This window comes from Neisseria flava (genome assembly GCF_982712965.1).
In genome coordinates, this window is the sequence record NZ_CEXQBZ010000004.1 from 1 (window position 1) to 19984 (window position 19984).

General features: G+C 51.9%; 13 protein-coding genes. 6 read left to right on the plus strand and 7 right to left on the minus strand.

What is annotated here, in order from left to right; translation table 11 throughout:
• Positions 1 to 85 precede the first annotated feature (85 nt).
• From AC5M9B_RS00340 to AC5M9B_RS00350, 3 genes are read right to left on the minus strand one after another with little or no spacing between them, the layout of a single operon-like run.
• On the minus strand, positions 86 to 1504 hold the full coding sequence (locus AC5M9B_RS00340; protein ID WP_009311022.1) for an efflux transporter outer membrane subunit: 1419 nt from the start codon (positions 1502 to 1504) through the stop codon (positions 86 to 88).
• Between the two features lie 58 nt (positions 1505 to 1562).
• Entirely contained in the window at positions 1563 to 4778 is a 3216-nt protein-coding gene (locus tag AC5M9B_RS00345) for an efflux RND transporter permease subunit (RefSeq protein ID WP_049230399.1), read from the minus strand.
• An 11-nt stretch (positions 4779 to 4789) separates the two neighbouring features.
• The gene (locus AC5M9B_RS00350; RefSeq protein ID WP_487648075.1) at positions 4790 to 6079 is read right to left on the minus strand and encodes an efflux RND transporter periplasmic adaptor subunit; all 1290 of its coding nucleotides are present in this window, start codon (positions 6077 to 6079) and stop codon (positions 4790 to 4792) included.
• A 246-nt stretch (positions 6080 to 6325) separates the two neighbouring features.
• Here AC5M9B_RS00350 and mtrR point away from each other — a divergent pair, with 246 nt between their 5' ends.
• On the plus strand, positions 6326 to 6961 hold the full coding sequence (mtrR, locus tag AC5M9B_RS00355; RefSeq protein WP_049228086.1) for a multidrug efflux system transcriptional repressor MtrR: 636 nt from the start codon (positions 6326 to 6328) through the stop codon (positions 6959 to 6961).
• Between the two features lie 272 nt (positions 6962 to 7233).
• On the opposite strand, the gene pepN is transcribed toward mtrR, so the two are convergent.
• Positions 7234 to 9837 carry an aminopeptidase N gene (gene pepN, locus AC5M9B_RS00360; RefSeq protein WP_487648076.1) on the minus strand — a complete coding sequence of 868 codons (2604 nt, stop codon included), beginning with the start codon at positions 9835 to 9837 and terminating at the stop codon, positions 7234 to 7236.
• Positions 9838 to 10183: 346 nt separating this feature from the next.
• Positions 10184 to 11827, minus strand: a complete 1644-nt coding sequence (locus tag AC5M9B_RS00365; RefSeq protein ID WP_049228088.1) for a lactate permease LctP family transporter — start codon at positions 11825 to 11827, stop codon at positions 10184 to 10186.
• A gap of 395 nt (positions 11828 to 12222) precedes the next feature.
• On the opposite strand from AC5M9B_RS00365, the gene AC5M9B_RS00370 reads away from it, so the two are divergent.
• The gene (locus AC5M9B_RS00370) at positions 12223 to 12999 is read left to right on the plus strand and encodes a FadR/GntR family transcriptional regulator (RefSeq protein WP_049228090.1); all 777 of its coding nucleotides are present in this window, start codon (positions 12223 to 12225) and stop codon (positions 12997 to 12999) included.
• 346 nt (positions 13000 to 13345) lie between these two features.
• On the opposite strand, the gene AC5M9B_RS00375 is transcribed toward AC5M9B_RS00370, so the two are convergent.
• Entirely contained in the window at positions 13346 to 15058 is a 1713-nt protein-coding gene (locus tag AC5M9B_RS00375; RefSeq protein WP_487648077.1) for an ABC transporter ATP-binding protein/permease, read from the minus strand.
• Positions 15059 to 15206: 148 nt separating this feature from the next.
• Here AC5M9B_RS00375 and AC5M9B_RS00380 point away from each other — a divergent pair, with 148 nt between their 5' ends.
• A complete protein-coding gene (locus AC5M9B_RS00380; RefSeq protein ID WP_280530502.1) occupies positions 15207 to 15341 on the plus strand; it encodes a hypothetical protein in 135 nt (44 codons plus the stop codon).
• Here AC5M9B_RS00380 and AC5M9B_RS00385 read toward each other — a convergent pair.
• Entirely contained in the window at positions 15319 to 17520 is a 2202-nt protein-coding gene (locus AC5M9B_RS00385) for a TonB-dependent siderophore receptor (protein WP_070655166.1), read from the minus strand. The genes AC5M9B_RS00380 and AC5M9B_RS00385 overlap by 23 nt on opposite strands.
• Positions 17521 to 18084: 564 nt before the next feature.
• Between AC5M9B_RS00385 and AC5M9B_RS00390 the strand changes: the two genes are divergently transcribed.
• The 3 genes from AC5M9B_RS00390 to AC5M9B_RS00400 all read left to right on the plus strand — a co-directional run bounded on the left by AC5M9B_RS00390 (position 18085) and on the right by AC5M9B_RS00400 (position 19684).
• Positions 18085 to 18360: an RNA-binding S4 domain-containing protein gene (locus tag AC5M9B_RS00390; RefSeq protein WP_083310383.1), complete on the plus strand. Its 276-nt coding sequence runs from the start codon at positions 18085 to 18087 to the stop codon at positions 18358 to 18360.
• Positions 18338 to 18556, plus strand: a complete 219-nt coding sequence (locus AC5M9B_RS00395) for an oxidoreductase-like domain-containing protein (protein ID WP_060974852.1) — start codon at positions 18338 to 18340, stop codon at positions 18554 to 18556. The genes AC5M9B_RS00390 and AC5M9B_RS00395 overlap by 23 nt, the downstream gene beginning before the upstream one ends.
• Before the next feature lie 291 nt (positions 18557 to 18847).
• Positions 18848 to 19684 carry a PHP domain-containing protein gene (locus AC5M9B_RS00400; RefSeq protein WP_487648078.1) on the plus strand — a complete coding sequence of 279 codons (837 nt, stop codon included), beginning with the start codon at positions 18848 to 18850 and terminating at the stop codon, positions 19682 to 19684.
• The last annotated feature ends 300 nt before the right edge of the window (positions 19685 to 19984 follow it).

Consider the following 19984-nt stretch of genomic DNA (forward strand, 5'->3'; position numbering starts at 1 on the left):
GTTTTAGGCAATTGAAAATTTTTTGGCGCATTTTTATGCGTCAAATTTCGTTAACAGACTATTTTTGCAAAGGTCTCGAACAGTCTTACTGCTGCGCGGCAGGTTGGCTAACGGTTTCGCGTTTCAAACCGCCGCCGAGTGCTTTATAGAGGTCGGCGAGGTTTTCGAGGCGGGTGAGCTGGTTGGCAAGCAAAGCGGTTTCTGCGCCATAGCTGCTGCGTTCTGCGTCAAGCAGGTCAAGGGCGTTGGATACGCCGTGTTTGTAGCGCAGATTGATGAGACGCAGGGTGTCGTTGTAGGCGCGGCTTTGTTTGTTTAGCGCGGCGTAGCTCTTGTCGAGTTGCTCGCGTGCGACCAAGGCGTTGGATACGTCTTGGAAAGCGGCTTGGACGGCGGCTTCGTACGCGACGATTTGCGCCTCTTTACGCAGCGTGGCTACGTCAAGATTCGCTTTGTTGCTACCCCAGTTGAAAATCGGCAGGGTAATGGAGGGGGCGAACGACCAAATGCCTGTACCGCTTTTGAAAAGACCGCTCAACTCGCCGGACGCTGTGCCGACCGAACCGGTCAGGCTGATGGTAGGGAAGAAGGCGGCACGCGCTGCGCCGATGTTGGCATTGGCTTGTTTGAGCAAGTGTTCTGCGGCGCGGATGTCGGGACGGTTCAGCAGCACTTCGGAACTCAAGCCGGCAGGCAGTCGGGTGATTTTGAACTGTTTGCTCAAAGGCAGCGCGGCAGGCAGGTCTTCCGGCAGGGGTTGGTTAATCAGGGTCGCCAAGGCATTGCGGGCCTGTTCGCGATTTTTGACGGCGTTCGCATAATCGGCTTTGGCGGATTCAATCAGGGCTTCCTGTTGACGCAAATCGACGGCGGAAATCACGCCTGCTTTGTGGCGCATTTGGGAAAGTTTGTAAGTGGTTTCGCGGGTTTTAAGCACGCGCTGCGCCAATGCCATCGATTCTTGGGCGTACAGTTCGTTGAAATGGGCTTTAGCAACGGCGGCAATCAAGGCAAGGTGAGCGGCATCACGGTTCGCAGCTACGCTGAAATAACCTTGCAATGCGGCTTGGCTGTTGCTGCGGACACGTCCGAAAAGGTCCAGCTCGTAGGCTGCCGCGCCCAAACCGACGGTGTATTCGCTGCGGGTAACGCCGCCGCTCAAACTGCCTACCCGAGTTCCGGTACCGCTGGCGTTGATGCTCGGCAGCAGGTCGTTGCGGGCAATCATGTATTGTTTGCGGTAGATTTCGGCGTTCAATGCGGCGGTGCGCAAGTCGGTATTGCGTTCCAACGCGATGTCGATAAGGCGGTGCAGGCGCGGGTCGGCAAAGAAGTCCTGCCAGCCCAAGTCGGCGGCGCGGATACCGTCGTCGAAGGTGTCGTATTTGAAGGTTTCGGCAACTTCAACCTGCGGTTGTTCGTATTTCGGGATCATGGTACAGGCGGACAGCGCGACGGCTGCGGCGACGGTACTCAATACCGTTTTGAATGTCTTTTTGTTCATAAGGATTCCTTGAGGTCGTCTGAAATCCGTGTTTCAGGTTTTCAGACGACCTTTTTGCTTAGTGCTTGTTATCCGTATTTTGATCTTCGAGGGAAATCATGCCCGCTTCGGCAGCGTGTTTTACTGCCATTTCATGTTCGCGCTGAGTTTCCTTGAAGAATTTACGCACGATGACATAAAAGAGCGGCACAAGGAACACGGACAAAATCGTACCGATCAACATGCCCCAGAACACAGTCGTACCGATAGCACGCTGGCTGGCAGAGCTGGCACCGCTGGCAACATACAGCGGAACCACGCCTAAAATGAAGGCAAACGAGGTCATGATAATCGGACGGAAACGCAAGTGTGCAGCGGCAAGCGCGGCTTCAATCGCGCTCTTACCCTGCGCTTGCAGGTCTTTGGCGAACTCGATAATCAAAATCGCGTTTTTCGCACTCAAACCCATCACCGTAACGAAACCGACTTGGAAGTAGATATCGTTGGCGTATGCCGGAATACTGCCCAGCAGCGCTTCAAACATATTGCGCCCCGTAACGCCCAATGCCGCGCCAATCAAGCCCAACGGAATCACAAGGATAACTGCCAACGGGATAGACCAGCTTTCGTACAAAGCAGCCAATACCAAGAATACAGCGGCAGCGGCCAATGCGTACAACACGACGGTTTGCGAGCCGCCTTTGGCCTCTTCACGAGACTGGCCGCCCCATTCCAGACTGTAACCGCCGCCCATGTCATCAACCATTTGCTGTACCGCAGCCATGGCCTGACCGGAAGATACGCCATTAACAGGCGAACCGGAAAGCTCCATTGCAGGATAACCATTGAAGCGGACGCTTTGTTCCATACCGTTTACCCAAGAAACAGTAGCAATGGTAGAAAGCGGTACGGCAACACCGGATTTATTCGGCACGGTCAAGTTCAGAATATCGGCAGGCTGCATACGGGCACTCGCATCAGCTTGTACCATCACGCGTTGCAGACGGCCTTGATTCGGGAAGTCGTTTACATAAGACGAACCCAAAGAAGAAGCCAAAGCAGTACGGATGTCAGAGAACGAAATACCTTGTGCAGCTGCGGCAGAGCGATTGATGTCGATTTTCAACTGCGGCGCATCTTCCAAACCGCTCGCACGAACGGTACTTGGGTTAAACAAACCGCTTTTGCGCATTTTGTCAATCAGCTCATTGCGCTTGGCCAACAATGCAGCATGGCCGCTGTTGTTACGGTCTTGCAGGTAAATCGTCAAGCCGGAACCTGTACCCAATTCCATAATGGCTGGAGGCACAATCGCCAAACCGAAACCGTCTTTCAGCGTAGCCATCATCATACCGGTCAACTTACCGGAAATAGAAGTCGCATCGCTGCCCGGAGCAGTACGTTCGCTCCAATCTTTCAGAATGACAAAGCCCAAAGCCATGTTTTGACCGGAGCCTGAAAAACTGAAGCCGGAAACGGTAATAATGTTCTCAATCTCAGGTATAGATTTTGCCAGTTGAGTGATTTGAGCCAAAGTTGCATCGGTACGCTCTTTGGTTGCACCGGCAGGCAATTGTACGCTCAACATCAAGTTACCTTGGTCTTCAGACGGCAAGAAGGAAGTCGGCAGACGCATAAACAGGAATACGCCCACAACAGTCAAACCAATATAGACAACCATCATGCGCAAAGTCTTGCGCAAGACTTTGGCAACCCAGCCTTCATAGCCGTGTGTCCAGTTGTCAAATTTTTTGTTAAACCAACCAAAGAAACCTTTTTTCTCTTCGTGATGACCCTTCTGAATCGGTTTGAGCATGGTGGCACACAATGCCGGAGTCAGCGTCAAAGCAAGGAATGCGGAGAAGCCGATCGATGCCGCAATGGTCAAGGCAAACTGTTTGTAAATGTTACCGGTTGCACCGCTAAACATCGCCAGCGGCACAAATACAGACATCAACACGGCAGTAATACCGATTACCGCACCGGAAATCTGACCCATCGCTTTTTTGGTTGCAGCCTTAGGCGACAGACCTTCGCTCGCCATAATACGCTCAACGTTTTCAACGACCACAATCGCGTCATCGACCACAATACCGATCACCAATACCATCGCAAACATGGTCAATACGTTAATCGACATACCCATGTATGAGATAAAGGCAAAACCGCCCAACAGGGAAATCGGTACAACAATGGTCGGAATCAGCGTATAGCGGATGTTTTGCAGGAAGAGATACATCACTAAGAATACCAAAACAATGGCTTCCAAAAGCGAATGGATCACTTTCTCAATCGAAATTTCCACAAATTTGGAAGTATCGTAAGGAACTTTCCAGCTCATGCCGTCTGGAAAATACTTCTGCAAAACCGCCATTTTTTCTTTTACTGCAGTCGCCGTTGCCAAAGCGTTACCGCTGTTAGACAGCATCACTGCCATACCGGTGGTGTTCACGCCGTTCAAGCGTGTAGAAGTAGAATAGTCCTGCATACCCAAGCTGACTTTGGCAACGTCTTTCAGATAGACGTTCGAGCCGTCAGTATTGGATACCAAAATGATGTTGCCGAACTCTTCAGCAGTGCTCAGCTGACCTTGCGCTGTAACGGTCGCCGAAATGGTCTGACCTGCAGCCGCCGGCAAAGAACCGATGGAGCCTGCTGAGATTTGAATGTTTTGTGTCGCAAGCGCATTGGTTACCGTTGCAAAAGACAGGTTGTAGTTTTGCAGTTTTTTCGGGTCAACCCAAATACGCATGGCGCGTTGCGCACCAAACAATTGTACCTGCCCTACCCCGTCGATACGCTGCAGTTCAGGAATGATATTGCGCTGGGCGTAATCGTTCATTTCCTCAATGGATTGCTTTTCAGAAGAAAGCATGACCACTTGCAAGAAGTTGGAACGCGCTTTAGATACGGTTACACCATATTGCTGTACGGTAGACGGCAATGTGGACAACACTTCCGACAATTTGTTCTGCACGTCCACCTGCGCCAAATCTTCATCGGTCTCAGGTGTAAACGTCAGACTGACGCTGCCGCTGCCGCTGGAATTGGCAGAAGTCGTCATATAGTCCAAACCTTCCACACCGTACATATTACGTTCGATAACGGCCAGTACGCTGTCTTCCATTACCTGAGCAGAAGCGCCCGGATAAGTAGCGCGCAAAGTAATGGTCGGTGCAGCAACGGACGGATATTGGGAAATCGGCAGTTTTTGAATGCCGAAAATACCCGCTGCGATGATAAAAATCGCAATCACCCATGCAAAAATGGGGCGGTCAATAAAAAACTTAGCCATGGATGCCTTCCTTATTTAGCCGCAGATGCCGGTTTGGCTTCAAAGGTCATCTGAACGTCTTTTTTCGCTTCGGAAGCAGCTTTCGGAGCAGCTCCGGCAGCAGATGCCGCCGCATTTTCAGGAGATGTCCATTCTTTAGGCGTTACCTTTTTCGCGCCACTCATGGCGGCGATACTGGTGCCGTCCACAACGACTTTGTCGCCGTCGTTCAGACCCGCAGTGATAATCCAGTTGGTTCCCTGCTGCTGGGTGACTGTTACCTCGCGCGACTCCATTTCGCCTTTGGCGTTCACAATCGTTACAGTATCTTTCGTACCGCGCGTTACTGCCTGCTGCGGCACGACAAAGGCATTAGCAACAGCAACCTGCTCCATCAGGACGCGCACATAGAGACCGGGCATCAGGATATTTTTGTCGTTCGGCACTGACGCGCGCAGCGTGATTTGTCCAGTCGTTTCGTTAACAGACGGATCGGAGAACAGCAAACGGCCTTTGTGCGGATAAACTTCGCCGTTGTCGAACTTGATGCCCACTTCAATCGCGCCGTCCACGCCCGACAGCTTGCCTTCGGCAACCTGTTGGCGCAGCTTCATCACTTCGGTCGCAGATTGAGTGATGTTCACATACATAGGATTGGTTTGGCGGATGGTTGCCAGAACGGTCGTATCACCCGCGTTCAACAGCGTACCTTCGGATACTTTAGACTGACCGATAAAACCTGAAATTGGCGCGGTAATGCGCGCCCTGTTCAGATTGATACCGGCAGATTTAATCGCCGCCTGAGCCGCTTTGACGCTTGCTTCGGCAGAACGTTTCGCCGTTACCGCCGCATCGTAGTCCTGTTTACTGATGGCATCGGCGGCAACCAGCGGTTTGTAACGCGCCAAGTCGGCATTGGCTTTGGCAAGGGTTGCCTGCGCGCTTGCCAATTGGGCGCGCGAGCTTTCCAGATTTGCTTCATAGGTGGAGCTGTCGATTTGGTAAAGCGGCTGCCCGGCGCGGACATAGCTGCCCTCTTGGAACAGGCGTTTTTGGATGATACCGCCGACTTGCGCGCGGACATCCGCAGTACGCAGCGACTCCAAACGTCCCGGCAGCTCGGTCGTCAACGCGATAGTTTCAGGATGGACGGTAACGACACCGACCACAGGAGCGGGAGCCTGCTGTGCCGCTGCCTGCTGCCCTGCTCCGCCCGCTTCGCCTTTCGCCGTATCACCACCTTTACCGCACGCCGAAAGAGCCAGCGCAATAGCGGCAGCGATTGCCGTCATGCTTTTCACCTTAGAAGCATAAAAAGTCATTATTTTTCCTATCTAGATAATTGTATAATTGTTATGAAGTTTCACTATATGCTTTGTTATTGTAGCCGATTTTTGGTTCCGAAAACAACAATCGCCTGCTTCAATATCTGAAGCAGGTCGTCTGAAAAAAAGAGTTTATATTTGAGAGCCAATCTCAATTACAGGCGTCATTATACATACATGCTTGCATGGATACAAAGTATTTTTTATAATCCCCAACATTCCACTTAACTTGAAACAGGCATCATGCGGAAAACCAAAACCGAAGCTCTTAAAACCAAAGAACATTTAATGCTCGCCGCGCTGGAAACCTTCCACCAAAAAGGCATCGCGCGCACTTCCCTCAACGAAATCGCCCAAGCCGCCGGCGTCACGCGCGGCGCTTTGTATTGGCATTTCAAAAACAAAGAAGACTTGTTCGACGCCCTCTTCCAACGCATTTGCGACGACATCGAAAACTGTATGCATCAGGACGCAGCTGATAGCAATGAACAAGAGTGGCCGCTTTTCCGCCGCACCTTGATGCACTTTTTCACGCGTCTGCAAACCAACGACATCCACTATAAATTCCACAGCATCCTGTTTTTAAAATGCGAACACACCGATCAGAACGCCGCGGTCATCGACATCGCGCATAAACATCAATCCATTTGGCGCGAAAAAATTACCGAAGTTCTGACCAAATCCATCGCCCAACATGCCTTATCCGAAGATTTGGATACCGACATGGCGGTCATCTTCATCAAATCGACGCTGGACGGTCTGATTTGGCGTTGGCTCTCGTCCGGCAAAAATTTTGATCTCGCCCAAACCGCACCGCGTGTGATCGACATCCTCTTGGACAATCTGAAAAACCACCCGCAACTGCGTAAGCAAAAATAACGAACTGCATACAAGAAGGTCGTCTGAAAACAAATATTGTACGTTTTCAGACGACCTTTTATTTTTGCTGAGATTTCTAGTCTAGCAACTGTTACTCCCGCTTCTCAATCATGATTTTTCATCTACATCGAAATGGCAGCAATGACAATCACCATACCCACACACCAGCTCCTTCGTTTAAGAAAGGCGCAATCATGCGCCTTTTTTTACGGGCTTAACGATTAGGTATGTGTGTCCAAAAGAATGCGGAATCCGTCTATTTCGATGATGCCTCAATCCAAAATCTTGCCGACGATTTCGCCCACGTCTTTCGACAATCCTTCCTGCGCCCGAATGCGCTGCAATTCTTGTTTCACCAAGTTTTTGCGGTGCGGCTCGAGCTTGTTGCAGAGGTTGAACGCCTGCACTAAGCGGGCGGCGACCTGCGGGTTGAAGCGGTCGATTTCGATGACTTTGTCGGCGATGAAGCGGTAGCCGCTGCCGTCTTGTGCGTGGAAATACGGGACGTTGCGGCTGAAGCTGCCGATGAGCGAACGGGCTTTGTTGGGGTTTTCGAGGCTGAATTTCGGATGCTGCAAGGCGGTTTGAACCTGTTGCAGGGTGTCGCTGCGGCGGCTTGAGCCGACGAGGGCGAAATATTTGTCCATCACCAGCGCGTCGTCTGAAAACTTGTCGGCAAACTGCGCCAGCAGGCGGTTGCGCGTATCACTTTCGTTGCCGTTGACGGCGGACAGGATGCCCCATTCGTGGGTCATGTTTTGCGCCATTTCGCCGTATTTTTCGGCAACGGTTTCGATGTGGACGGGGTCGGCGCGCAGGACGAAGGCGCGGCAGACGTTGCGCAGCGTGCGCCAGCCGGCGGTTTCAGGGCTGTATTCATAGCTTTGGTTTTCCTGCTTCGCCGCCTGACGGTTCAATTCGTGCCATTTCGGCAGGAAGTGGGCGGCAAGCGTATCCAACAGGGCTTCGCGCGCCTGATGGTAACGCAGCGGGTCGATGTTTTCTGCGCCGTCCCACAGCTCGGCTTCAGACGGCACGCCCAAAAGCAGGGCTTTGAAGGCGTTGTCCAAGAGGTCGTCTGAAATGACTTTTTCGACGGCAGCAAGCAGTTTTTCGTGTTTCGGCAGCTCAACGCCGTCTGAAAGCGCGGCAAGGTTGGCGGCGACGGCGCGGCGGTAGAGAATTTGGGCGGCTTCCCAGCGCGTGAAGGCGTCGCTGTCGTGGGCAAGCAGGAGCAGCAGGTCGTCGTCGCTATACGGATAGTTCAGGTGCACCGGCGCGCTGAACCCGCGCAGCAGCGAGGGAACGACGGCTTCGGTTACGCCTTCAAACTGGAAGGTCTGCTCGGCTTCGGTCAGCAGCAACACGGCTTCGGTCGCACGTTTGCCCTGATAATCGAATGCCACCGCTTCGCCGTTGCGGTTCAGCAGCCCGATTTTGACCGGAATCATCATCGGCTGCTTGTCCGCCATATCGGGCGTAGGCGGCACGGTTTGTTTAATGGTTAACTCAAAAATATTGTTTTTCAGACGACCTTCCGCTTCCAAAACGGGCGTTCCCGCCTGGCTGTACCACAGGGCGAATTGGTCGAGATTGATGCCGTTCGCGTCCGCCATCGCCGCGCGGAAATCGTCGCAGGTCACGGCTTGCCCGTCGTGGCGTTGGAAGTAGAGCTTCATGCCTTTCTGGAAGCCCTCTTCGCCGAGCAGGGTGTGATACATCCGCACCACTTCCGCGCCTTTTTCATAAACGGTCATGGTGTAGAAATTGTTCATCTCCTCATAGCTGGCGGGGCGCACCGGATGGGCGGTCGGGCCTGCGTCTTCGGGGAACTGGTGCTGGCGCAGCAGGCGGATGTTTTCGATGCGGCGCACGGCGCGGCTGGCGCGGTCGCCGGAAAATTCTTGGTCGCGGAACACGGTCAGCCCTTCTTTCAGCGAAAGCTGGAACCAGTCGCGGCAGGTCACGCGGTTGCCCGTCCAGTTGTGGAAATACTCGTGTCCGACGACAGATTCGATGCCTTCGAAATCGGTATCGGTGGCGGTGCGGCTGTCGGCGAGGACGAACTTGGTGTTAAAGATGTTCAAACCCTTGTTTTCCATCGCGCCCATATTGAAATCGCCCACGGCGACGACCATGAAAATATCCAAGTCGTATTCCAAACCGAAGCGCGTTTCGTCCCACTTCATCGCGTTTTTCAACGATTCCACGGCAAAGCCGACCTTGGGCTTGTCCGCTTCGGTGGTGTAAAACTCGATTTTGACGTTCCTGCCGCTCATGGTGGTGAAACGGTCTTCCGTGACCGCCAAGTCGCCCGCGACCAAAGCAAACAGATAGCTCGGCTTGGCAAACGGGTCTTCCCATTTCACCCAATGGCGGTCGTCTAAAAACTCGCCGCCGTCGATTTTGTTGCCGTTGGAAAGCAAAACGGGATAGCGTTTTTTGTCCGCGACGATGGTGGTCGTGAACTTGGACATCACATCCGGACGGTCGATGTAAAACGTGATTTTGCGGAAGCCCTCCGGCTCGCACTGGGTAAACAGATTGCCGCCGGAAGCATACAGCCCCATCAGCGATTTATTCTCCGCCGGCAGGATTTCGGTTTCCACTTCGACGGTGAAGCGTTCGGACGGCGCGCCCGCAATCGTCAGCGTCTCGCCTTCCAACACATAATCCGCCGCCGCCCCGTTGATTTTGACGGACAAGAGTTTCGCCGAACCGTCCAACACCAGCGGCTCCCCCACCCTCTGCGGCTCGACCGTCAAACGGGATTTCACGACGGTTTGCGGTTCGGCAATATCAAAATGCAGGTCGGTTTCGAGAATACGGTAGGCAGGCGTTTGGTAATCTTTCAGATAATGGACGGTTTTGCTCATGGTTTTGCTTTCGGGTAAAAATTGGAATACAGACGGCAAGCATAACGTTTCAGACGACCTTAATTCAAGCCTTCTGTCGAATTTTTATCGTATAGTGGATTAAATTATAGTGGATTAAATTATAGTGGATTAAATTTAAATCAGGACAAGGCGACGAAGCCGCAGACAGTACAAATAGTACGGCAAGGCGAGGCAACGCCGTACTGGTTTAAATTTAATCCACTATAGCTATATCGCAGGCTCAAATGAAACCTTCCGCATCTTGGTATTTGCAACCCACAACGAAAAGGTCGTCTGAAACCCAAATTGGTTTTCAGACGACCTTTTTCATTTCAAACCGATAGGCTTATTTATTGAAGAAAATCAGCGTCCACGGCAAGACGTAGGCTTGCAGCAGGGTCAGCAGACCGACGAAGGTACAGAAAATCAAACTGTGTTTCACAGTGAAGCGGAACAGGTTGGATTCTTTACCTTCCAGACCGACTGCCGCGCAGGCGATGGCGATGGATTGCGGCGAAATCATTTTGCCGGTCACGCCCCCGGTGGTGTTGGCAGCAACGGTCAACTCAGGCACGACGCCGATTTGATGCGCGGTGCTGGCTTGCAGCGAGCCGAAGAGCGCGTTGGCGGAAGTGTCCGAACCAGTCAGGAATACGCCCAGCCAGCCGAGGAACGGCGAGAAGAACGGGAATACGGTGCCAGTGGCGGCGAGGACGAGTGCCAATGTGGACGACAGACCTGAATAGTTTGCCACGAATGCGAAGCCGAGTACCAAGCCGATAGACAGGATGGACAGGCGCAGTTCTTTGAGCGTTTCAAAGAAAGTGCCGACGGCTTCGGAAGGTTTCATTTTCAGCAAGGCGGCGGAAACGATGGAAGCAAACAGGATTGCCGTGCCGACTGCGCCGAGGAGGTCGATTTTGAACACGGCGGCGTATGGTGTCGGTTCGCTGACGATGGGCGCGGCTTTTTGTACCAAATTGTGCAGCATCGGCCAGTCGAATTTAATGGTGGCAACACCCAAAGCCTCTTTCACGCCCTTAATCGTCCACACGCTGACGAAAACGGTCAGGATGGCGAAAGGCGACCAGGCTTTGATGATTTGTCCGGCAGTGTATTCGCCCGCTTTGCGCTCGGCCGGTTTTTTCATGCCGTTGAAGGTGAAGATTTCTTTAGGCTGCCATTTTTTCAGGAAGGCAGACAGACAAACCAGGCTGACCAATGCGGAGGTTACGTCTGGCAATTCCGGACCGATGAAGTTGGCAGTAATGAACTGGGTAGTGGCGAAAGATACGCCCGCCACCAATACGGCAGGCCAAGTTTGGCGTATGCCGCGCATACCGTCCATCATGGCGACCAGCCAGAAAGGAACGATAATCGACAGGATCGGCAGTTGGCGGCCAGCGACCTGACCGATGTGGTAAGGGTCGAGGTTAGACACTTGACCGGCAACCAGGATTGGAATACCCATCGCGCCGAAAGCCACAGGCGCGGTATTGGCAATTAAACACAAACCGGCGGCGTAAAGCGGATTAAAGCCCAAGCCCACCAACAACGAGGCGGTAATCGCCACCGGCGCGCCAAAGCCTGCCGCGCCTTCGAGGAATGCGCCGAAGGAGAAGCCGACCAGCAACATTTGCAGGCGTTGGTCTTCGGTAATCGAAATCACGGAAGCGCGGATGATGTCGAACTGCCCTGTTTTCACGGTAATTTTATACAGGAACACGGCAGTAACGATAATCCATGCAATCGGCCACAAACCGTAAGCGAAGCCGTACAGCGCGGAAGAAACCGCCATGCCAGCAGGCATTCCGAAACCTAATACGGCAACGCCAAGCGCAATCAGAAGCGTATAAAGCCCCGCCTGATAGCCTTTAAGCTTCAGGACGGTCAGTGCGACAAAGAAAAAGATAATGGGCAGGAGGGCGACGGCTGCCGTCAAATATAGGCTGCCGCCCACTGCGGTATAGTTTTGAATCCAAGTTTCCATTGGGAAAATCTCCGAATATTTTTCTAATATACTTTCCTAAATTGGTAAAACCAATTTTTTGAACGGAGGACACTTTACGAAACTTTAATATGGCAGTCAATTATTTTTTTAAACAACCTTACTACATAAGTGCAAAATTGTTATTTAATTTTAAATAAAACAAAACATTATATGAATTGTAAAAATGTAACCCGATATAGTTTTAAACCATATTCGGGTAGAACAAGCCATATTGACGGGATATGGCCGGTTAATTAGAATACCGCGACATTGGGCATACCAATTTGGTCATGCCAATTTTGACGCAGATTGCCATTTCAGACGACCTGCCGCATCACATTATCGGATTTGAGTCTTCCTCATAAAGAAAACATGAGGGAAAAGAGGGAATTAAAATGACAAAACTGGTTCGGCCACAAAAAATCAGCGACCAAATATTGTCGATATTAGAAGAACGGATTGCGACGGGCGTTTACGAAGAAGGCGGCAAAATCCCGCCCGAACGCACGTTGGCGGAAGAATTCGGCGTATCGCGCCCGTCGGTCAGGGTCGCACTGAACATCTTGATTGCGCGACAGGTTTTGGAAGCGCGTCAGGGTGACGGCTATTACGTTTCCGTCAAACCGCAACAAGATTTCCTCCAAAGCTGGCAGGAATTGCTCGGCAAACATACCAACTGGGAAACCGACGTTTTCGATTTCAGCTGCCATATCGAAGGCTGCATGGCATCGCTGGCTGCCGAGCGGCGCACCGATGCCGATTTGAAACGGATTGATTTTTGGCGGCAAAAATTCGAATCCGCCTGCGAAAGCGGTCATCTGGAACATCAAAGCGAAGCCGACGTAAGCTTTCACCAAACCATCGCCGATGCCGCACACAACATCCTCTTCAGCCACCTCTCCGGCGGCCTGCTCAAAATGCTCTACCGCCAGACGCGTAGCAGCATCATCTATTCCAACCAAACCGAAGACCCGCGCCCCAAGCTGATCGCGCAACACCGCGCCATCTACGAAGCCATACTCGAACGCCGCCCTGCCGATGCCGCCGAAGCCGCCAAAATACACTTAAACTACGTCGCCAACAGCATCTTGCAAAACAGGGAATACAAAAGCCGCAACGAACACGCCGACACGCTGGCGCAGAACGACTTGAAGCGGGCGCAGGACTGGTAAACATTCAACACTTCTCAGATTAGAGCATGAATACTTCGGCGGCTAATCCTTCTTGCTGATATAAGTTCATGCACACAAAGGTCGTCTGAAAACCTGAATGCAAGGTTTTCAGACGACCTTTTTCTATTTCTTGTTTTACACATTAAGCCCATACAACAAGATTTGTCTGAAAATTAAACCTATTCAAATACCAATATTTATAACCATCCAACGCCTTGAAATTTAATTTATTTTAAGCGCAGACAGGCAAAAAAACGCCTCCTGCCGGGAGTTGGCGGAGGCTATCCAAGGAGTTTTAAAAAGTAACCCTAAAGAACTATGAAACTAGTCAAAAAGAACTATATTACTAATCTGAACGGTTTGCAAGCTCGTTGAACGGTCTTAAATTAACTTTACGTCCGAACAAGGCTTGGATTTCAGATTGATGGCTGATACCGATGACGAGGGTGTCGGGTAAAGCACGTTTGAGGGTTTGCATCAGCGCCAATGCGGATTCGCCGTCGAGCTGGTTGGTGGCTTCGTCGAGGAACAGGATTTGCGGTTTGTGCAGCAGCGCGCGGGCGAGGCTGAGGCGTTGCTGTTCGCCGCCAGAGAGGATGCCGTGCCATTCGGCGGATGGTTTGTCTAAATTATCTTTCAGGCGGCCTAGTCCGACTTGCTCCAAGGTCGTCTGAATGAGTCGGTCGTCTTGGCAGGCGGGGTGGGGATAGCTGACGGTGTGGCGCAGGGTGTCGGCGGGGAGGTAGGGAAGTTGGGGCAGAAAGAGGAGGCTGCCGTCGAGGGCAAAGCTGCCTTGGTAATACGGCCATAAGCCTGCGAGGGCGCGCAGCAGGGTGGATTTGCCGATGCCGCTTCTGCCTTCGAGCAATACCCATTCGGGGGCGTGGGCTTCGAGGTTGATGTCGGTAAGCAGGGGGCTGCCGGTTTGGGTGTGGACGGTGAGGTTTTGCAGAGCGAGGATGCCGCTGTGGCGGCGGTTGTTTAAAGTCGGGGCGGGTTCGGAGGCTGGGCTTCTGCCTTCCTGTTCTACTTGTTCCAATGCCGTCTGAAAACCGGAGAGGCGTTCAACGACTGCCGCCCATTCGATGAGGCGGCGGTAGGAGTCGGTAAACCAGCCGAAACTATCTTGGACGCGGGCAAACGATGTGCGGGTCTGCATCATGTCGCCGAAAGTCATGGTTTTGGCGAGGTACATGGGCAGGGTGGCGAGGATGGGGATGAAGATGCTGATGCGCACATAGGTCGCCCAAAAGGTTTCTTGGCGGAATTCGCAGTTGGTGAGCCGCCGCCAGTTGTCGCGGATGCGGAGGTAACGTTGTTTCAGACGACCTGTTTCGGCTTCGCCGCCGTTGTAAAAGGCGATTTGTTCAGCGTGGTCGCGCACGCGCAGGAGGGCGGCGCGGTAGTCGGCTTCGCGGTGCTGGCGGTCGATGTTGAGGTTTTTGAGTTTGCGGCCGACGAGGTGGGCAATCAGGGTGCTGATGACGGAATAAATCAGGGCAACCCAGACGAGGTAGCCGTGTATGGTGATGTCGCGCCCGCTAATGTTGAAGGTCTGCACGCCGGAGAGTGTCCACAATACAGCGACGAACGCGCTGAACTTGGCAATATTATTGATGAAGGAGCGGAACAGTCCGATGCTTTTGTCGGCGAGGAGGTAGATGTCTTCGGCGATGCGCTGGTCGGGGTTGTCGGGTTCGCCGGTCAGGCGCAGGCGGTAGTGTTTGTGGCCTTCGAGCCAGTTTTGCTGGAATTGTTCGGTCAGGTGGGTACGCCAGCGGAAGATAAGGCGTTTTTGCAGCCAGTCGCCGCAAACAATGCAGCCGATAATCATCGCCATGTAGCCGAGGTATTCGATGATAAGCGCGGGCATGGATGCGCCGTCAAACGCGGCGAGCGCGTCGTAGAAACGTTTGTCCCACGCGGCGATCCAAACGCTGATGGTAATAGAGAATAGGGTAAATCCTATCAAAACGGCGAGCATCAGCCATTGGAGGCGGCCGTGTGCCCCCGACCAAAAAGGGCGGGCAAGGTAAAAGAATTTTTTGAGGATGTTCATGGGGGTGTGTTGGTACAAATAACGGGAGGTCGTCTGAAAATCTGCATCGGCGGGATAACGGCATCAGACACGTTATCCGACGCTTTTGTTTCCTGATGGGTTTCAGACGACCGTTTGCAGATGTTCAAATGAAAATACCGATGCCGTCATGTCGATATGGGCGGACATGACGGCAGGGGCAAGAGGTCGTCTGAAAGCCGGATTGTGTTTTCAGACGACCTCTTTCTTTGCGGTAACGACATTGCTGTTTTCAGACGACCTTACATTTTCCACTTCAGGCTGAACACGGCATTGCGCGGTTCGCCGTAGAAGTTGCCATAGTTTTTTGTACGGTTGCTGTTGTTTTCATAGTAGCGTTTGTCAGTCAGGTTGTTGACTGCCAGCCCCAGTTGCAAATTATCGGTCGGACGGTATTGCAAACCGGCATTCCAAACGGTATAGCCGCCTTGTGGCAGCTTACTGCCGGTTTTGCTTTGACTGGACAAGCCCATACCGATACTTAACTTACCGTTTGCAAACGGCGGCGTATAGCTGCTGTAAGCGCGGAAAATGTGTTTTGGGGTCCAGTTGGCAAAATCGCCCTCGGTATTGGGATGGTTTTCTGTTTTGCGAATATTGTAGGTATAGCCGGCAAACAGTTTCCAATTTGCGCCGATTGCTCCGGAAATTTCCGCATCTACACCGCGGCTGCGTTCTTTTGCGGGAACGTAGTAGAAAGTCTGTTTCCTGTTGCCGCTGGCCGGAACGTTGACACGCACGCCGACGTTGGTGTTATCGGTTTGGAACAGGGAAACGGCCGTATTGAGTTTGCTCTGCATCCATTCGCCTTTCCAACCCAATTCGTAGTTTTTACCGACTTCGGGCGCGAGATAGCTGTTGTCTGCATTTGTTTTCAGAGTCGGTTTGTAGATGGATGTATAGCCTGCATAGAAGCTTTGCCCCAGCATGAAATCGTAAGTGATGCCGATGTATGGAATGAATTTGCTGTTTTTGACCGAATAGGTTTTTGCATCGTTGTCCGGAGCGCCTGCATAACGGGACCAGTTGTAATTGAAGTCGCGTTTCCAATGGGTATAACGTCCGCCTACCAACAGATGCAGTTTTTCCGTAGGATTGATGCGGGTACCTGCTGCAAGGGCGTGCGTATAGAAATGGTTGTTGCTGTCCATAATGCTGTATGGTTCGGCAGCCCAGTCCGGCTGGGGGATAACGGCAGAAAATGGATCGTAGCTGCCGGTTGCCTGCATACGGGTATGGTGCAGGGTATTGCGCTCTTTCGAATAATTATGAGTCAGGAAGATGTCGTGGGTTTGACCCAAGGCTTCAAACTTGCCGCGCAGGTTGTTTTGAATATGCAGATGTTTGCTGTCGTGCTGATAGCGGAAAGCCTGTTGGTCTTCAATACCGATGGATTGATTGGCTTTCAATCCGCTTTTGTCTGCCATTAAGAAAGCATACCTTTGGTCGGAGTGGCTGTTTCGCCAATCGATTTTGCTGTTCCATTTCCAGTTGTCGTTGAAGTAGTGGTCAAATTCTGCAAAAACACCGTTTTTGATGAATCGCCCATGATTCCAATCCGCACCGAAATAGCTGTCGCGCGGCAGACTGCTTCCGTCTTCCCATAAAGGTAAGCCGTTGAGATTGGGGGTGTTGAGCTGGGCGATACGATACGCACCGACAGAAACCTTGCTGTTTTCTCCGATGTCTTTTTCCAAAACGCCATAAAGAAGGCTGTTTTGCCCTTTCACTTTATCCTGAAATGTTTTGTCATGATCAAAACTGCCGACAATACGCCCACGGAGTTGGTTTTCTGAGCTTAAAGTGCCCGAGGCATCCAATTCGATATGCCGTTTGCCGAAACGGTCGGCTAAACCATTCATACTGATTTGTTTTTTAGCCGTCGGTTTTTTGCGTACGGCATTAATGGTACCGCCGGGCGCGCTGTTGGATTGGGTTAGCCCGGCCGCACCGCGCACAACTTCAATGTGGTCATACATGGCAAGGTCGGTGATGTTGTGCCCATCTCTGGCGGGGCTGCCAAATATGCCCGGCGCACCAATAGTAGTGGCCATGCCGTCTTCTTCCAATTTTTCAATATAGAATCCGCGGCTTTGGAAATGGGTGCGGTTCCCTTGGCGAACGACATTTACGCCAGTCGTTGTTTTCAACGCATCTGCAAGCGTAGTAATACCTTGATCGTTAATTTGGTTTTTTGTAATAACGCTGACCGATTGCGGCGTCTCACGCGGAGTCAATGCCAGTCCTGTGGTAGAACTCATAGCCGAAGTCGTATAGTCATTTCGATTTTCGGTACGCAGGCTGCGGTTTTTGCCGACCACATTGACCTGATTTAATTCCACCTGTTGTACTTCTTCAGCGGCTTGAACGGCTTGCGGCAGCGCGGCAAGGCAGAGTGCCAAGGTACTGAGTTTGAAAAGTTTCTCTTTATTTGAATGGTTCATTTGATTGATCCCGGATAAAGCTGTTGTCGTAAAATGTTTATTTTTATTTGATATTTATAGCCATAAAAACTATAAATATTCAAAGTATTAGGTTTTTCAGACGACCTTCGTCAGATAAAACGAATAAAAGTTATCAAACCCTTTCAGATAAAAAAATGTTGCCGCCGGGCGGAGTACCCAATGGCAACTACTTATCCAAGGTTGTAGAATAGATATAAGGAATTAGCTGAAAAATACTTATTAAGAACTATACTCTATCTGTAAAAATTGGCAATCGTTTTTTTCAGACGACCTCACGTTTTTTCACATACTCTTGCCATAAGTCAAAATTCTGTCCGGCAAAAATACCCTCTCTCCCGCGGGGTGGGAGAGGGGGCTTTATTTGCGTATCAGTCAGCTTTATCTTTGTTCCTTCTGCGGATGAAGGACAAGGTGGATTGAAATGTGGCTAGGCAGGTCGTCTGAAAATCAGTCAATGCCTATTCTGCGTCATTATCTTTTTTGAATCGTTTATCTAGTAGTTTCAAAATCTAAAGGTCGTCTGAAACGGCTTTCAGACGACCTATGCTACAATTTCACGAATCCGAACCCATTACAGGAAAACTCATGGAAGCCACCGTCTATCTCGAAGACAACGAATACATCGCCTTATGCGACCTCTTGAAGCTCGCCGGACTTGCCGAAAGCGGAGGACAAGCGAAAGCGTTTATCGCCGAAGGACTGGTGTTGCGCAACGGCGAAACCGAAACCCGCAAAACCGCCAAAATACGTGGCGGCGAAGTCATCGAGTTTGACGGCGCGCGCTTGGAAATCGCCGATGGATACGACCCTGAAGAATAAAGCCGAAGCCCTCTTGGGCGAGCCGCTTCTAGACGAACCCGTCCGCCCCGAGTCGTGGGAATGCTGCGGCAGCGATTGCGGCGATGCCTGCATCCAGACGATTTATTGGACGGATAAAGCCAAATACGACGCGCAACGGCGGAAATTGAAAGAAGCGGGTTGGTCGGAAGACGAAGATAACGGAAAGGCCGTCTGAAAACGGTTCGGCTTGATGGAAACCGCGTTTTCAGACGACCTTTTATAGTAGATTAAAATTGAAAACGTTCATATCGTCATTCCCGCGCAGGCGGGAATCCAGAAGTTTAAAATAGCGGTTAACCTTAAACATTTCCGACAAATCAAGGCCTAGATTCCCGCCTGCGCGGGAATGACGGAATAGCGACTTTTCCTTTAAATTTGCCATACACCCGTTTTTAAAATTACCCCCGTCGCCACACCGCCCGATAATATTGCACCTGTCCACTGTTCACCACACACATAACGCCCCATGATAGACCTGCACTGCCATTCTACCGTTTCCGACGGTATGCTCTCCCCCGGCGAAGTCGTGCGCCTCGCGCATCAAAACGGCTGCACGCTGCTGTCGTTGACCGACCACGACCACACTGGCGGCATCGCCGAAGCGCGTGCCGAAGCGGACAAACTCGGGCTGCGTTTCGTCAACGGCGTGGAAATCTCCGTAACTTGGCGCGGGCGCACCATACACGTTGTCGGTTTGGATTTCGACGAACAGGACGAAAACCTGCAAAACCTGTTGGCACAAGTGCGGCAAGGTCGTCTGAAACGCCTTAAAGCCATCGCCGCCAAGCTCGAAAAGAAAGGCATCGGCGGCGCATACGACGGCGCGCTCGCGCTGGCGGCAAACAAAGAAATGGTCAGCCGCACCCACATCGCCGAGTTCCTCATCCAAGCGGGACACGTCAAAAACAAGCAGCAGGCGTTCACCAAATACTTGGGGGACGGCAAGTCCTGCGCCGTCCGGCACGAATGGGCGACGTTGGAAGACTGCGTCTCCGCCGTCAACGGCGCGGGCGGCATGGCAGTCATCGCCCACCCCATGCGCTACGACTTGTCCGCCACCGCCAAGCGCAATCTGTTTGAAGAATTTAAAAACCTCGGCGGCGTGGGCATCGAAGTCCACAGCGGCAACTGCTGCAAAAACGACCGCCTCAACTACGCGCTTTTGGCAGAACGCTTCGGTATGCTCGCCAGCGCGGGCAGCGATTTCCACCGCTTAAACGACTTCAGTGGCGGCATCCTCGGCGCGTGTCCCGAACTGCCGGAAAACTGCAAACCGGTTTGGGAACATTTCAAAAGGGTTTGAGGCGTTTAAGGCCAAGTTTGGATATTGGGACAAACTTGCCGACGCTACACGCCATACCTTACCAAATCCCGTCGCGTATGCTTTATCCGCTAGTTTGCCGAAAATTTCAAACAACTTGTCCGTGCAAAATCTTGGCAGGTAAAACCAAACCGTACCGCCGCCGTCATGCCCATACACACAAAAGCAGCCATGATGGCGAATAGGCGTCCTATTTGATTCAAAGGAATTATAGTGGATTAACTTTAAACCAGTACGGCGTTGCCTCGCCTTGCCGTACTATCTGTACTGTCTGCGGCTTCG